Source organism: Labrys sp. Lb11 (assembly GCF_057554225.1).
Genome location: NZ_BAAJOT010000003.1, coordinates 673105 through 687339, shown reverse-complemented (window position 1 = coordinate 687339; position 14235 = coordinate 673105). Strand labels below are relative to the sequence as shown.

The 14235-nt window shown below is 66.5% G+C and carries 15 protein-coding genes; 8 read left to right on the top strand and 7 right to left on the bottom strand.

Features of this window, described 5'->3' with window-relative positions; genetic code table 11:
* Positions 1–18 precede the first annotated feature (18 nt).
* Together AC27L4_RS12985 and AC27L4_RS12980 are read left to right on the top strand one after the other, a co-directional pair.
* Complete coding sequence (locus AC27L4_RS12985) at positions 19–519, top strand: molybdopterin cofactor-binding domain-containing protein (RefSeq protein WP_487142936.1); 501 nt, start codon at positions 19–21, stop codon at positions 517–519.
* Between the two features lie 307 nt (positions 520–826).
* Positions 827–1243 carry a hypothetical protein gene (locus tag AC27L4_RS12980; RefSeq protein ID WP_487142599.1) on the top strand — a complete coding sequence of 139 codons (417 nt, stop codon included), beginning with the start codon at positions 827–829 and terminating at the stop codon, positions 1241–1243.
* A gap of 104 nt (positions 1244–1347) precedes the next feature.
* On the opposite strand, the gene gabT is transcribed toward AC27L4_RS12980, so the two are convergent.
* The 6 genes from gabT to AC27L4_RS12950 form a co-directional block, all read right to left on the bottom strand.
* On the bottom strand, positions 1348–2664 hold the full coding sequence (gene gabT, locus AC27L4_RS12975) for a 4-aminobutyrate--2-oxoglutarate transaminase (protein ID WP_487142598.1): 1317 nt from the start codon (positions 2662–2664) through the stop codon (positions 1348–1350).
* A 154-nt stretch (positions 2665–2818) separates the two neighbouring features.
* The gene (locus AC27L4_RS12970) at positions 2819–3643 is read right to left on the bottom strand and encodes an IclR family transcriptional regulator (RefSeq protein ID WP_487142597.1); all 825 of its coding nucleotides are present in this window, start codon (positions 3641–3643) and stop codon (positions 2819–2821) included.
* Between the two features lie 20 nt (positions 3644–3663).
* Positions 3664–4326, bottom strand: a complete 663-nt coding sequence (locus tag AC27L4_RS12965; protein ID WP_487142596.1) for an amino acid ABC transporter permease — start codon at positions 4324–4326, stop codon at positions 3664–3666.
* A gap of 2 nt (positions 4327–4328) precedes the next feature.
* The gene (locus AC27L4_RS12960; RefSeq protein ID WP_487142595.1) at positions 4329–5000 is read right to left on the bottom strand and encodes an amino acid ABC transporter permease; all 672 of its coding nucleotides are present in this window, start codon (positions 4998–5000) and stop codon (positions 4329–4331) included.
* 8 nt (positions 5001–5008) lie between these two features.
* Entirely contained in the window at positions 5009–5740 is a 732-nt protein-coding gene (locus AC27L4_RS12955) for an amino acid ABC transporter ATP-binding protein (RefSeq protein ID WP_487142594.1), read from the bottom strand.
* A gap of 58 nt (positions 5741–5798) precedes the next feature.
* Positions 5799–6704 (bottom strand): ABC transporter substrate-binding protein, encoded by a 906-nt coding sequence (locus AC27L4_RS12950; RefSeq protein WP_487142593.1) that lies wholly within the window; start codon positions 6702–6704, stop codon positions 5799–5801.
* Between the two features lie 199 nt (positions 6705–6903).
* Here AC27L4_RS12950 and AC27L4_RS12945 point away from each other — a divergent pair, with 199 nt between their 5' ends.
* The 4 genes from AC27L4_RS12945 (at position 6904) to AC27L4_RS12930 (ending at position 11408) form a co-directional block, all read left to right on the top strand.
* The gene (locus AC27L4_RS12945) at positions 6904–7806 is read left to right on the top strand and encodes a dihydrodipicolinate synthase family protein (protein WP_487142592.1); all 903 of its coding nucleotides are present in this window, start codon (positions 6904–6906) and stop codon (positions 7804–7806) included.
* Positions 7807–7881: 75 nt separating this feature from the next.
* Positions 7882–9078: a pyridoxal phosphate-dependent aminotransferase gene (locus tag AC27L4_RS12940; protein ID WP_487142591.1), complete on the top strand. Its 1197-nt coding sequence runs from the start codon at positions 7882–7884 to the stop codon at positions 9076–9078.
* A gap of 245 nt (positions 9079–9323) precedes the next feature.
* Positions 9324–9863, top strand: a complete 540-nt coding sequence (locus AC27L4_RS12935) for a TRAP transporter small permease subunit (protein ID WP_487142590.1) — start codon at positions 9324–9326, stop codon at positions 9861–9863.
* Positions 9864–9929: 66 nt separating this feature from the next.
* Positions 9930–11408, top strand: a complete 1479-nt coding sequence (locus AC27L4_RS12930) for a TRAP transporter large permease (RefSeq protein ID WP_487142589.1) — start codon at positions 9930–9932, stop codon at positions 11406–11408.
* 238 nt (positions 11409–11646) lie between these two features.
* Here the strand turns inward: AC27L4_RS12930 and AC27L4_RS12925 are convergent, their stop codons facing one another.
* The gene (locus AC27L4_RS12925) at positions 11647–12741 is read right to left on the bottom strand and encodes a TRAP transporter substrate-binding protein (RefSeq protein ID WP_487142588.1); all 1095 of its coding nucleotides are present in this window, start codon (positions 12739–12741) and stop codon (positions 11647–11649) included.
* Positions 12742–12903: 162 nt separating this feature from the next.
* Here AC27L4_RS12925 and AC27L4_RS12920 point away from each other — a divergent pair, with 162 nt between their 5' ends.
* Entirely contained in the window at positions 12904–13641 is a 738-nt protein-coding gene (locus AC27L4_RS12920; RefSeq protein WP_487142587.1) for a cell wall hydrolase, read from the top strand.
* Between the two features lie 292 nt (positions 13642–13933).
* A complete protein-coding gene (locus tag AC27L4_RS12915) occupies positions 13934–14143 on the top strand; it encodes a cold-shock protein (protein WP_487142586.1) in 210 nt (69 codons plus the stop codon).
* Positions 14144–14235 lie beyond the last annotated feature (92 nt).

Genomic DNA, 14235 nt, shown 5'->3' with positions numbered 1-14235 from the left:
CGGCCGGACTTCGTCGCGGTGCTCGACGCCCTGGAGCAGAACAGCGACTGGGCCACGCCGCTGCCCAAGGGCCAGGGCCGCGGCCTCGCCATCCACGAATCCTTCGGCACCATCGTCGGCCAGGTCGTCGAGCTTGCGGTCAGCCCGCAGGGCGAGGTCAAGCTGCATCGCGTCGTGGCGGCGGTCGATTGCGGCCATGTCGTCAATCCGCTCACCGTCGCCATGCAGATCGAAAGCGCGGTGATCTACGGTCTCTCCGCAGCCCTGTTCGGGGAGATCACCATCGAGAAGGGCGCCGTGGTGCAGGGCAATTTCGACGACTACAAGGTCGCGCGCCTTGCGGACACGCCGCGGATCGAGACCCGTCTCGTGCTCAGCGGCGGCAAGAAATGGGGCGGCATCGGCGAGCCCGGCACGCCGCCGATCGCGCCGGCCGTCTGCAACGCGATCTTCGCCGCTACCGGCAAGCGCATCCGCAGCCTGCCGATCAAGAACGTCGACCTCTCCAGCGGGGCGTGAGGGGGCTTCGCGGCAGGCCGGTGCGGAGGCGGGCGGTCCCCATCTGCCCGCCGCTCGATGACCTCTCCATCTCTTCTCCCCGTAGGATATCTCTCCCGACCAGGTTGCCGGGGCCGATCGACGCACCGGACGAGCTCGACAAATGGTGATGCCCGCCGTTTCGCCGCAAGGCGGCGACGCCGGCGCCTCGGCGCCCGACCGAGGCCGCGACGTGGCGAGCCATGGTTGGGGCGCGATGCCTCGTCGGTCTTGCGGACCGCGGCTGGACGGGAGATAGCGTTCTCCCCGGCGCAAGGCAGGGACGGCGATGAGGCGCTTGCTGATCTTCGGCCTGCTCGGGCCGCTCCTGGGGTTCGTGACCGCGTTCTACGGCATCGTTCCGCTGCTCGACTGGATCGCCGGTGGAGAAGGCGCGGGCGAGGCCTTCGATCCGCACCAGGTCGTGCTGCTGCCGGCCGCTTATTTTCTCGGGCTGGTCCCGGCTCTCCTGACCGGATCGTTCGACGGATGGCTGGCAAGGCGGGACACGGTGTGGCGGCCGCTATGGACGACGTTGTTTGCCTTCGCCGCCGGCTTCCTGCCTCTGGCGACCGCGATCGGCATGGGCTTCGTCGGCGGCCCGGCGCTGCTGCTCGTCGGCCTTTGCGGTGTCGTTCCCGGGTTCGTCTGCTCGCTGCTGTCGCAATGGGCCGACCCGGCGGTGCCGGCGCGGCGCGGGCCGTGACCGCGCCTTCGGCAGGCAATGCCTTCATATGACGATGGCCGGGACGAGCCCGGCCATCGGCGTTGGTTGCGAATGCGGATGGCGTGGACCGCCGTGCTCCGGCCTCAGCCCGCGAGCAGGGAGGCTTCCAGGATGTCCAGGCCTTCCTTGAGCACCTTCGGCTGGATGGTCAGCGGTGCCAGCAGGCGCACGGTCTCGCCGAACACGCCGCAGGTCAGGATCATCAGGCCGCGTTCCAGGCAGTCCGCGGCCAGGGCCTTGGCCGCCGCCGGGTCGGGCTCGTTGCCGCCATGCTGGGTGACGAGCTCGAATGCGGTCATGCCGCCGAGGCCGCGGATGTCGCCGATCGGGCGGCCGGTCTTGCGGCGCTTGATCGCCTTCAGCCGCTTGATGATGGCCTCGCCCTGCTTCAGCGACTTCTCCAGGAGGTTCTCGCTCTCGAAGGCCTCGATCACGCCGAGCGCGGCGGCGCAGGCCACCGGGTTGCCGGCATAGGTGCCGCCGAGGCCGCCGGGCTCAGGCGCGTCCATCAGCTCGGCCCGGCCGACGACGCCGGCCAGCGGGAAGCCGCCGGCCAGGCTCTTGGCCGTGGTGAGCAGGTCGGGCTCGACGCCGGAATGCTCCATGGCGAACCACTTGCCCGTGCGGCCGAACCCAGTCTGGATCTCGTCGGCGATCAGGAGGATGCCGTGCTCGTCGCACAGGGCGCGCAGGCGCTTGAGGAACTCGGCCGGCGCGACGTAGAAGCCGCCTTCGCCCTGCACCGGCTCGATCACGATCGCCGCGACGGTCTTGGGATCGACGTCGGTCTTGAACAGCCACTTCAGTGCTTCGAAGGTGTTGTCGATCGAGAAGCCCTTGTGCTCGATCGGGTAGGGCACGCGCCACACGCCCGCCGGGAAGGGCCCGAACTTGGTCTTGTAGGGCACGACCTTGCCGGTCAGCGCCATCGACAGCAGGGTGCGGCCGTGGAAGGCGCCGGTGAAGACGATGACGTCGCTGCGGCCGGTGGCGGCGCGGGCGATCTTGATGGCGTTCTCCACCGCCTCGGCGCCGGTGGTCACCAGCATGGTCTTCTTCTGCCCGGAGATCGGCGCGATCTCGTTGAGCTTCTCGGCCAGTTGCACCGCCGGTTCGTAGGGCGTCACCATCAGGCAGGTGTGGGTGAAGCGGTCGAGCTGCTCATAGACGCGCTTCATCACCTTGGGGTGGCGGTGGCCGGTGTTGAGCACGGCGATGCCGCCGCCGAAATCGATGAAGCGGCGGCCTTCCACGTCCCAGATCTCGGAGTTCTTCGCCTTGGAGGCGAACACCGGCTGGCCGGCGCTCATGCCACGCGAGAAGGCGTTGGCGCGCCGTTCGATCAGTTCGTCGGTATGCGTGCGATTGGCGCCGGGGATTTTCTTCGCGGGAGCGTTCATCGTCTGGCCTCTTGTTTCCGGGCGGCCGTGCAAGCGCCAGCCGTCGCGGCAGGGAGCTAATCGACAGAGGGGGCGCCCGTCAATGCGGGCAGGGGCTGTTGCGGGGCTTCGGGCCGTCGGGATGCCGGGCCTCGATCGCCCCGCCCGCCGCGTTTTACGCCAGCGCCTCGGAAATATTCCGGGCGGTCTGGATGACCAGCGGCGCCAGGCCTTCGAGGCGGACATCCGGCATCCGGTCGGCCGGTCCCGACACGCTCACGGCGGCAAAGACCCGTCCGGCCGCATCCCGCACCGGGGCGCCGATGCAGCGCAGCCCTTCCTGATTTTCTTCGTTGTCGATGGCAAAGCCTCGGGCGCGCGTCAGAGCAAGCTCCTCGAAAAGCCGGTCGAGATCGGTGATGGTGTTGGGCGTATAGCGCTTCAAGCCTTCCTCTTCGGCGATCCGGCGAACCAGCGCCTCGTCCTGATAAGCCAGGAACGCCTTGCCGACGCCGGTGCAATAGGTGGGCGCGGCCTCGATCGTGGTCAGCGTCGTCATGCGGGTGTTGCCCATTTCCTCGCGCTCGACGCAGACCATCTGGCTGCCGTCGAACATGTGGAAGTGAATGACCTCGCCGGTCACGAGCTGCAGCCTGGCGATGTGGGGGTGGGCCCGGCGCGGCGTGTCGAGGCTCGCCAGCACGCTGCTGCCGTAATGGAACATCTTCAGCCCGAGCCGATAGCTCTGGCGGCGGCCGTCCTGGTCGAGCATGCCGACCTCGCGCAGCGACGTGACGATCCGGTGGACGGTGGTGCGGGGCAGGCCGCTCGCCTCGGATATCTCGCCGACGGTGAGACTGGGGCGCAGGCGGCTGAAGCAGTCGAGCACGGCCGCCATCTTCCTGAGAGACTTCGCCCCGTTGTCCCGGCTGTCGCGAAGATCCTCGCCGGTGTTCTCGTCGACGGGCGAGATCGTTGAAAGGGGGGGAGTCTGCTCCATAGGCACGCTCTTGCTGGACCTCATGACCGCGACAGGATCTTTCTGACACGGGCTTCCAGGTGCCGCGCCGCCAGCTCCAGGATGAAGCATAGGACAAAATAGGACGCCGCGACGATCGTGAATACGACAAAGGGCTGGTTGGTCCTGATGACCACCTCGCGGCCAAGGCGCGTCAGCTCGCTGATGCCGACGACCGAAACCAGGGAGGTGTCCTTGATCATCAGGATGGACTGGCCGAGCAGCGAGGGAATGACCGCCATCAGCGTCTGCGGGAGCACGACGTCCCTCAGCCGTTGCCAAAGGGTGAACCCCAGGGCGATCGCCGCTTCGTTCTGTCCCTTGTCGAAGCCGAGCAGGCCGCCGCGTATGATCTCGGTCATGTAGGCGCCGTGCGACAGCGACAACGCCAGAACGGCGGTGGAGACCGGTCCGATGTCGATGCCATAGTGGGGCAAGCCATAATAGACCAGGAAAATGAACATCAGGAACGGCACGCTGCGGAACACGTAGACGTAGACCGCGGAAGCGACGCGCAAGCTCCGGTGGCGGGACGTGCCCAGCAATCCCCCGATGATTCCGAGCAGGAGCGCGGGAAGGAAGGCCGAAACCGTCAGGAGGATGACGATCGGCATGCCCGAGAGGATCAGGGAACCGGCATCATAGGCGAGAGACAGCAGGTCCATCGTCACACCCTGCGATAGCGCGAGAAGCCGGCGCGCCGTTCGTACTGGTCGACGAGCGCGTTGAGCGTGGCGCAGACCCCGATATACATGAGGCAGCTCACGAGATAGGCCTCGAGGAACTGGTAGGTCTCGTTGCCGACATCGTCGGCCGCCTTGGTGATTTCGAGCACCGCGATCGTGTAGAGCAGCGACGTGTCCTTGATCAGCTGAACGAACTGGCCGGTGATCGCGGGCAGCACCGTGGGGGCGGCCTGCGGCAGCAGGACACGCGCCAGGAGAATGCGGCGGTTGAGTCCCAGAGCCATTCCGGCTTCCGACTGGCCGCCCGGTATCGCGGCAAGGCCGCCACGCACGATTTCGGCGATGTAGGCACCGGAATTGAAGGTCAGCGCGACCACGCCCGTGGCGAAGGCGGACAATGTGATGTCGAGCGCGGGCAGGCCGAAATAGATGAAATAGACCTGGACCAGCATCGGCGTGTTGCGGACGATCGAAACGTAGACCGCGACGAGCCGGCCGGCGACGCCGCGCGAGGAAAAGCGCACGACGCCGGCGGCGATGCCCACGAAAAGCGAAAGCAGCAGGCCGAATGCGGCCGCCGTCAACGCATTCCCGAGCCCGCTCAGATAGATGCCGCGATATTGCCAGAACAGATCCCAGGCGGTCGATATCATGGCGGCGCTCAGGGACGGAGGATCTGGTCGAGGAAGAGACGGGTGCGCATTTCGCGCGGCGATGCGAAGAATGTCCCGGGCGGCGCGCGTTCGACCACTCTGCCTTCCTCCATGAACACCATTTCGTCCGCAATCTCGCGCGCAAAGCCCATCTCGTGGGTGACCACGATCATGGTCATGCCGCTCGCGGCGAGGCCGCGCATGACCTGAAGCACCTCGCCGACCATCTCCGGGTCGAGCGCCGACGTCGGCTCGTCGAAGAGCATCAGCTCCGGATCCATCGCAAGCGCGCGGCAGATGGCGACGCGCTGTTGCTGGCCGCCGGACAGCTTCGCCGGATAGGCCCCGGCCTTGTCGGCGAGCCCGACGCGCTCGAGCAGGGCGCGGCTGCGTTCGGCGGCCTGGGCCCGGCTGCGGCCCAGCACCCGGCGCTGCGGCAGGGTGACGTTGTCCAGCACCGTGAGGTGCTGGAACAGGTTGAAACGCTGAAAGACCATGCCGACCCGCCGATAGAGGATTTTTGCGGGAAGCTTTGCCAGGTCGTTGCCGTCCAGCGCGATGGAACCGCTGGTCAGCGGCCCTGCGAGGCGATTGATGCTGCGGATCAGCGTGCTCTTGCCGGAGCCCGACGGCCCGCAGACGACCACCGTCTCTCCCCGGTCGAACTGCAGCGAGACGTCGCGCAGGGCGTGATAGGAGCCGAAGTGAAGGTTCAGGTTCTGCGCTTTGAAGAAGGGCATGGGGCTCACCGTCGATCCGGCGTGCCGGGCACCGCGCTGCGGCGCCCGGCACGTTGGTTTACTGGAGAGTCGCGCGCGACCCGCTGCCGCTTTCGGGGACGTAGGCTCGGATGCCGAGCTGCTCGACGAGTTTCTTGCGTTCCTCCGAGACGCCGTCATTCTTTTCGAGGAAGTCCTTCTTCCAGCTTTCGCCATCCACCCAATAGGCGCGCAGGGCTTCGAGCTGGCCGTTCTTCTTGATCTCGGCGAGGAAGGCATCGAGATAGTCCCGGGTGGCGGTATCCTTCGGCCGCACGGCAAAGGCCCAGTTGTCCTGGCTGATCAGCTCGCGCGGCTTTTGCAGGGACACGAAGCCATACTCCTTGTGAACGACGCCGAGGACCGCCAGGTCGTTCAACGCAGCATCGACGCGGTTCGTCTTCAGCGCCTGGTAGGTATCGGTGTCGTTGGGATAGCTCTGGATCTCGGCGTTGCCGAAGAATTGTTTGGCGATGTCGACGGCGCTGGTGCCGGCCTTCACGGCGATACGCTTTCCCGCCTTGTCGAGATCCTCCCATGAGCCGTCGCCATCCTGGGGCCGCACGATGGTGACGACGCCCGTCTGATACCAGTTCTCCTTCGTGAAGAGGATTTGTTCGGCGCGTTTCGGCGTCACCGTCATGCTCGTGGCCAGGATGTCGGACTTGCGGGTGAGCAAGCCGGGGATGAGGCCGGCCCATTCGACGTTTCTCAATTCGAGGTCGGCATCGAGCCTGGCCGCGATCATCCGGTCGAGGTCGATCGAGAAGCCGGCCGGGTTGCCGGCCGCGTCACGAAACTGCCAGGGCGCCGCCGACAGGTCGTTCATGATGACGATCTTCTTTTCGCTGCGAACCTTGTCGAGCGCGCTGCCGCCCTGTGCCTGCGCCGTCGAGCTGGCGACGGCCAGACCCAGCGCCAGGGCGGCCAGTTTCTTGAAATGCATGACGAGCTCCTCCAGTTGGTCGCATAATCCGAATTGCGGAATTTATATCATTGCATAATGGATTTTGTCCAAAAATCGGAAAAATGCAAGTCAATGCTTGACGTATCGGGATAAAATGGGATGTAAATGATATAGCGATATATATATTCCGCAATTCGGATTATAGAAATTCGCCAGAGATCAGCCCTTGGAGACAGCGATGTCCGCAGCACCCGTCCATCATGAAAAGCTCACGGGCATCATTCCGCCCATCACCATGCCTTTCGACGCGGAAGGCGATCTCGTCGTCGGGGCAATCGCCGAGCAGGTCGACTTCATGATCGAGCAGGGCGTCGACGGTATGGTCGCGGGCGGCTCCACGGGCGAGGGGCATACTCTCAACGACGCCGATTTCACCGCCTCCATGACGGCGGTTCACGACGCGATCGACGGCCGCGTGCCGTTCCTTGCCGGCCTGATCATCAATAGCACGCGCAGCGCGATCGAACGCGCGCGGATGCTCAAGGGGCTGAACATCGCGGCCATGCAGGTCACGCCCGTGCATTACCTGTTCAAGCCGAGCGAGGAGGCGACCGTCCAGCATTTCCACACGATCTGGGAGGAGACCGGCATTCCGATCATCATCTACAATGTCGTGCCGTGGAACTATCTGAGCCAGGATCTGATGCTGCGCATCATGGACGAGGTACCGGGGGTCGTCGGCATGAAGCAGAGCGCGGGCGACCTCAAGCTCGTTTCCGACCTGCTGCACAGGCTGAAGCCCGAGAACGTCGTGCTCACCGGCACGGATGCGCTGCTCTACCCGGCTTTCGCTCTCGGGGTCCATGGCGCGATCAGCGCGCTGACCTCCGCCGTTCCGGGAGTCACCGCGAGACTGTGGAATCTGGTCAAGTCAGGCGACCACAAGGGCGCACTCGCCCTTCACTACCAGCTCGCGGACCTCTGGGATGCCATGCCGCACGACAATCTGCCCGCCTGCGTCAAATACTGCCAGCATCGGCAGGGCCTTGCCCTGCACCAGCCGCGCGCGCCGATGGCGCCCGTCGACGCGGTGCAGAAGAAGCGCATGGACGCGGCGTTGGAGCCCCTGCTGGCCAGGTGACCGTTCATGCGGCGGAGAGCCGGGCCGGCTGTCCGCCGTACCGTCCTGACCGACACCGGACCGGAGAGAGCAAGCATGGATTGGCGCGCGCCCGAATGGCCCGTTGCCGGCAGCCCCGAGAGAATCAGCGGCATCGAACTCAACCAGATCTGCGATATCGCCGATCTCGCGCGGGACGATCCGTCCGTCATCAAGCTCTGGATCGGCGAGGGCGATCTGCCGACGCCGGATTTCATCCGCGACGCCGCCGTCGCGTCCCTGGCGGCCGGCCAGACGCGCTACACCTATGCGCTCGGCGTGCCGGCGCTGCGCGAGGCGCTCGATCGCTATCACCGGCGGCACTGGGCGGTCGATGTCGGGGCCGAGCGTTTCAGCGTGACGACCGGCGGCGTGCAAGCCATCATGCAGGCGTTCCAGGCCGTCCTGCGTCCGGGGGACGAAGTGATCGTGCCGGTTCCGGCCTGGCCGAACCTGATCGAAATCGTGCGCATTCTCGGCGGCAAGGTCGTGCCGGTGCGGTACAGGTCGGCCGAGGACGGCGGCTTCCGGCTCGACCTCGACGAGCTTTTCGCCGCCGTCACGCCGAAGACCCGCGTGATCGCCATCAATTCGCCCTCCAATCCGACCGGCTGGATCATGCCGCGCGAACATATGGCGGCAGTGCTCGATTTCGCGCGATCCCGCGGCATCTGGATCGTCTCGGACGAGGTCTATTGTCATTTCACCTATGACGGATCCGTCGCGCCCTCCTTTCTCGAACTGGCCGGGCCGACAGACCGGCTCATCGTGACCAACACGTTCTCCAAGAACTGGTGCATGACGGGCTGGCGGATCGGCTGGCTCGTCTATCCCCGGGGGATGAGCACGATCTTCGACAATCTCAGCCAGTACAACACCACCAGCGTCGCGACCTTCATCCAGCACGCAGCGGTGGCCGCGCTGGACCGCGGCGACGACTTCATCAAGTCGCTCGTCGCGCGCTCGGCGCGCGGCCGCGAGATCATCTGCTCGGCGCTCGACAGCCTGCCGAATGTGCGGGTGTTCTGGCCGGACGGCACCTTCTACTTCTTCTTCTCCGTGCACGGCATGAACAGCGGCTACCATATGGCGCGCCGGATCCTGCGCGAGGCGAGCGTGGGCGTGGCGCCGGGCTCGGCCTTCGGCTGGGGCGGCGAGGCCTATCTGCGGGTCTGCTTCGCCGTCGATCCGGCGCTGATCCAGGACGGCGCCGACCGCCTCGTTGCCTTTTTCCGCAAGGACGCCGCGCAGTGATCGCCGTGGCCTCGTCGGCGAGAGGCCGGAGGGATCGACGAGCCGACTCCCGGCTTGGCCGGTGCCGACGAAGCTGCTAACCCTGCGCAGGGCAGCCCCGCAGCGATGCCGGGCCGCCACGGCCGAAGAAGCCCGCGGCATCACCGCAGCAAGGGCTCGCGGCCGGGCGATGCAGGGGGAGCGATGCGGCAGGGATGCACGGGCTTGCTCAGACACGGTCGCGGCCGGCGGCCGGGGCAGGGCGCATGAATGCGCTGCTCGCCTTCAGCCGGGGCGTGGACCGCATCAGCCGGGGATTCGGCGTCGTCTGCGACTGGCTGGTGCTGCTGGCGGTGCTGATCAGCGCCGGCAACGCCACCCTGCGCTACATGTTCAACATCTCCTCGAACGCCTACATGGAAATCCAGTGGCAGATGTTCGGCGCGATCGTCCTGCTCGGCGCGTCCTGGACATTGCGGCAGAACGAGCATGTGCGTGTCGACGTGATCTACTCGACGCTGTCGCCGCGCGGGCGCCTCATCGTCGACATCGCCGGCATCTGCCTGTTCCTGCTGCCCTCCACCATCACCCTGGCCCTCCTGTCCTGGCCCTATTTCCTCACCTCCTACGGCCTCGGCGAGATGTCGAGCAGCCCCGGCGGCCTGCCGTACTGGCCGATCAAGTTCGTGCTGCCCTTCGGATTCGCGCTCTTGTCGCTGCAGGCGGTGTCTGAGCTGATCAAGCGGGTCGCGGCGCTGGTCGGCAGGGTCGATTTCGACACCAGCTACGAAAAGCTGGAGCAATGACGGGGTTGCATCCGCCGCGCGTGCCGGCCGCGGCCGGGACATCTCCAACAGGGCACGAGGCCGCGCATGTTTGAATACGGCCCGATGCCGCCGCTGATGTTCGGCAGCATGATCCTGTTCCTGCTGATCGGCTTTCCCGTCGCCTTCTCGCTGGCCGCGGTCGGCTTCACCTTCGGGCTGATCGGCATCTGGACCGGACATTTCTCCGAGGCCTTCCTGAACGGCCTGCCGCTGCGCGTCTTCGGCATCATCGGCACCGAAGCGCTGCTCGCCATCCCGTTCTTCACCTTCATGGGGGCGCTGCTGGAGCGCTGCGGCCTGGCGGAGGATCTGCTCGAGGGCACGGGCAAGCTCTTCGGCAAGATCCCCGGGGGCCTCGCCTATGCCGTCATCCTGGTCGGCGCGATCCTGGGCGCGATCACCGGCACGGTCGCCGCCTCGGTGATCGCCATGGGCGTGATCTCGCTGCCGCTGATGCAGCGCTATGGCTACAACACGCGCCTGGCCACCGGCGTCATCGCCGCGTCCGGAACGATCACGCAGCTCATCCCGCCCTCGCTCGTGCTGATCCTGCTCGCCGACCAGCTCGGCACGCCGGTCGGCGCGATGTATCTGGGGGCGATCGGCCCCTCGATCCTGCAGGTGCTGATCTTCCTGCTGTTCATCGTCGCGGTGTCGATCGTCAAGCCGGGCCATGTGCCGCCGCTGCCGCCGGAGGCGCGGACGGAGCGGGGATGGGAGCTGGTCCGGCGCGTGCTGTGGGGCATGATCCCGTCGATCGCGCTGATCTTCCTGGTGCTCGGCACGATCTTCATGGGCTGGGCTTCGCCGACCGAGGCGGGCGCCATGGGCGCCGTCGGCGCGGCGCTGCTGGCCGCGCTGCATCGCCGCCTGACCTGGCCGCTGGTGCGCCAGGCCATGGCCTCGACCATGCGGCTGACCTCGATGGTGGTGTTCATCCTGATCGGCTCGACCGTCTTCACCCTGGTGTTCCAGGGCATGGACGGCTCGTCCTGGATCCAGCACCTGCTGTCGCACATTCCCGGCGGGATCATCGGCTTCCTGGTCTTCGTCAACATCTTCATCTTCTTCCTGGCGTTCTTCCTCGACTTCTTCGAGATCGCCTTCATCGTCATCCCGCTGCTCGGGCCGGTGGCGCAGGCCATGGGCATCGACCTGATCTGGTTCGGGGTGCTGCTGTGCGTGAACATGCAGACCTCGTTCATGCATCCGCCCTTCGGCTTCGCCCTGTTCTACCTGCGCGGCATCGCGCCGAAATCGGTGAAGAGCTCGGACATCTATTGGGGGGCGCTGCCCTGGGTGGCGATGCAGCTCATCCTGGTGGCGATCGTGATCTTCTGGCCGGAGACCGTGACCTATTTCCTCACGCAGGAAGCCAAGGTCGACCTCGACACCATCAAGATCGACGTGCCGACGCCGGATACGGGCGGCGACAACCCCTTCGGCGGCCCGCCGGCCGACAATCCGTTCGGCGGCGGAGCGGAGCCCGCGGCGCCCGATTTTGGGGCGCCGGCCAAGCCGTAGCAGGGTAGGCTCCGGAAGAGGCGCAAAGGGCCTTCTCCGCCTCAGCAATCTCGGGTGTTCCCGAGGTTGGCATGCAGGAGCGCCAGCCGGGACCATCCGACCTGCGGGGAGAGGGGTTTGGCGCGCCCTGTCCTGGCTTGCCTGTGACGACCGGAGCGGCGCCGCTCTCACCGCCGCGCAAAAAAGAGGGGCGGCGACCGCAGTCGCCGCCCCCAGTGGAGGTCGTCCCTTGCCAGGCTCAGCCGCCGGCGGCCTGCTTGGCGAAGCCGAAGGAGTCGAAAGTGTACTCGGCGACGCGGAACCATTGGAAGCTCTCGTCGCGGAATTTCTTCCAGGGCTCGTAGATGGTCTTGAAATTGGCGTTCTTCGCCGAGATCTCGCCATAGAGCTCGAAGGTCGCCTTGTAGGCGGCGTCGAGGATCTCGCGCGGGAAGGGGCGCAGCTGCACGCCCTTGGCGACGAGGCTGCGGATCGCCGTGTTGTTCTTGACGTCGTACTTGGCCATCATCACTTCGTTGGCCGCGTGGCAGCCGGCCCGGATCGCCGCCTGGTAGCGCGGCGGCAGGGCGTCGAACTTGTCCTTGGCCACGAAGAGGTGGATCGAGGGACCGCCCTCCCAGAAGCCGGGATAGTAATAGTACTTGGCGACCTGGTAGAAGCCGAGCTTCTCGTCGTCATAGGGGCCGACCCATTCGGCCGCGTCCACCGTGCCCTTCTCCAGGGCCGGATAGATCTCGTTGCCCGGGATCTGCTGCGGCACGATGCCGAGCTTGGCCATGACCGTGCCGCCGAGGCCGGCGATGCGCATCTTGACGCCGCTGAGGTCGGCGATGCCCTTGATCTCCTTGCGGAACCAGCCGCCCATCTGCACCCCGGTGTTGCCGGCGACGAAGGAGACGATGCCGTACTTCTCGTAGAAGGCGTCGAGCAGCGCCTGGCCGCCGCCCTCGTAGATCCAGGCGTTCTGCATGCGGGCATTGAGCCCGAAGGGCACGGCCGTGCCGAAGGCGAAGGTCGGGTCCTTGCCGACGAAGTAGTAGGAGCAGGTGTGGCAGGCTTCGACCGTGCCGTTCTGCACCGCGTCGAGCGCCTCCGAGCCCTTGACGATCTCGCCGGCCGGGGCGACGTGCAGCTGGAACTTGCCGTCGGTCAGGTCCGACACCGTCTTCTGCAGCGTCTCCGCTCCGCCGAAGATGGTGTCGAGCGATCGGGGGAAGCTGGAGGTGACGCGCCATTTGACCTCGGGCGCTTCCTGCGCGATCGCCGGCGCGGCCAGCGCCACGGCGCCCGCGCCGGCCACGCCGGCGGTCTTGATGAACGAACGGCGGTCCATGCTCTTCCCTCCTGATGCGATGCGGCCGCTGTCCGGCCTGCTGGTCTTGAGGACGCCAGCCGACGCCATGGAAGGCACGCTGTCAACCAGCTTTTGGTCGGGGCCCGCCGCGGCGGGCCGAGTCATCTCTCGTTAACCCGCGCCCGGCAAAATGCGGTGATGATGAGAGTTCCAGTTGCGTATACGCGCGTTGTCGTCGCGGCGGCGGCCGCAGCTGCCCTGGCCGGTTGCGCCACGGTCGGCTACAGGAAGGCGGAAACGGACGAGCGCCAATGCCTCGCCCGCGCCATGTTCTTCGAATCCAACCGATCCAGCGACCAGGGCATGCTCGCGGTCGGCACGGTGGTGATGAACCGGCGCGAGTCCGGCCGCTACCCCGGCTCGATCTGCGGCGTGGTCGGCCAGCCGCGCCAGTTCGCATCGGGGGCGCTGACCAATTCCTTCAGCGGAGCGGGCAAGCAGCGGGCGCTGCGCGTCGCCGACGCGGTGCTGGCCGGCAAGCGCGCGCCGGGCCTGGACGGCGTCTATCACTTCCACACCGCCGGCTACAAATTCCCCTATGCCAACATGTATTACGTGATGGTGGCGGGCGGGAACGCCTTCTACCAGAAGCGAAGCGGCCAGCTTGCCCAGAACCGGCCGCCGCCCTCGGTCGAGAGCCAGATGGCCGCGAGCCAGATGGCTGCGGCGGAGCCGGTGACCATGCCCCGGTCCATGGTGGACCGGCCGCGCCCGGTCCCGCCTGCGCCGCCCCTGCCGCCGCCGGAGCAGCCGCGGGTCCCGCTCGCCGCGCAGCCGCTGCCGCCGGTCCGCAGCCTCGACGACGCAGCGCCGGGCGACCTCGCCCAGATGCCGCAGGCGCCGGAGGAGCCGCAGCCGCTCTACCAGTCGATCTACTGAGCGGCGCCCGCCTCGCCGCCGCAGGCCGGCTTGCCGGGATCGGCTCGCGGCGCGGCGCCGGCGTTGGACCGACGGAGCCCGGTGCACAGGGTCTTGCCGCGGCGATCCAGATGTCGCTTGACTCGTACTTGGCGTCGCCCATATAGCATACGCATCGATTCTCGGCCGAATGGCTTGGCCCCGTGCGCCCTCCACCTGCGCGCAAGCTAATGACCTCCCTCCCAAAATCGAACAGGTACCGCATTTGCGATGATGTAAGTGCGGCGTTATCGGCAATCATACAGGGTTCGTCATGAGCACGGGCATCGTCAAGTGGTATAACGCCCAGAAGGGCTATGGCTTCATTCAGCCGGACGACGGCAGCAAGGACGTGTTCGTTCACGTCAGCGCTCTCGAGCGGGCCGGCATGCGCGACCTGCGCGAGGGCCAGAAGATCAGCTTCGAACTGGTCCAGGACCGTCGGTCCGGCAAGATGTCGGCGGACGACCTCAAGACCCTCTGAACGGGCGCGGTTTCGCGCCGCGGCGACTACGGATGTACTGGAGCAAAGCGCGTTTCGGTGGAAACGCGCTTTGCTCCAGCTCCTTGTTTCGA

Coding starts and splice junctions, on each gene's coding strand:
- AC27L4_RS12980 (WP_487142599.1), top strand. CDS start 827: ATGAGGCGCTTGCTGATCTTCGGCCTGCTCGGGCCGCTCCTGGGGTTC.
- gabT (WP_487142598.1), bottom strand. CDS start 2,664: ATGAACGCTCCCGCGAAGAAAATCCCCGGCGCCAATCGCACGCATACC.
- AC27L4_RS12970 (WP_487142597.1), bottom strand. CDS start 3,643: ATGGAGCAGACTCCCCCCCTTTCAACGATCTCGCCCGTCGACGAGAAC.
- AC27L4_RS12965 (WP_487142596.1), bottom strand. CDS start 4,326: ATGGACCTGCTGTCTCTCGCCTATGATGCCGGTTCCCTGATCCTCTCG.
- AC27L4_RS12960 (WP_487142595.1), bottom strand. CDS start 5,000: ATGATATCGACCGCCTGGGATCTGTTCTGGCAATATCGCGGCATCTAT.
- AC27L4_RS12955 (WP_487142594.1), bottom strand. CDS start 5,740: ATGCCCTTCTTCAAAGCGCAGAACCTGAACCTTCACTTCGGCTCCTAT.
- AC27L4_RS12950 (WP_487142593.1), bottom strand. CDS start 6,704: ATGCATTTCAAGAAACTGGCCGCCCTGGCGCTGGGTCTGGCCGTCGCC.
- AC27L4_RS12945 (WP_487142592.1), top strand. CDS start 6,904: ATGTCCGCAGCACCCGTCCATCATGAAAAGCTCACGGGCATCATTCCG.
- AC27L4_RS12940 (WP_487142591.1), top strand. CDS start 7,882: ATGGATTGGCGCGCGCCCGAATGGCCCGTTGCCGGCAGCCCCGAGAGA.
- AC27L4_RS12935 (WP_487142590.1), top strand. CDS start 9,324: ATGAATGCGCTGCTCGCCTTCAGCCGGGGCGTGGACCGCATCAGCCGG.
- AC27L4_RS12930 (WP_487142589.1), top strand. CDS start 9,930: ATGTTTGAATACGGCCCGATGCCGCCGCTGATGTTCGGCAGCATGATC.
- AC27L4_RS12925 (WP_487142588.1), bottom strand. CDS start 12,741: ATGGACCGCCGTTCGTTCATCAAGACCGCCGGCGTGGCCGGCGCGGGC.
- AC27L4_RS12920 (WP_487142587.1), top strand. CDS start 12,904: ATGAGAGTTCCAGTTGCGTATACGCGCGTTGTCGTCGCGGCGGCGGCC.
- AC27L4_RS12915 (WP_487142586.1), top strand. CDS start 13,934: ATGAGCACGGGCATCGTCAAGTGGTATAACGCCCAGAAGGGCTATGGC.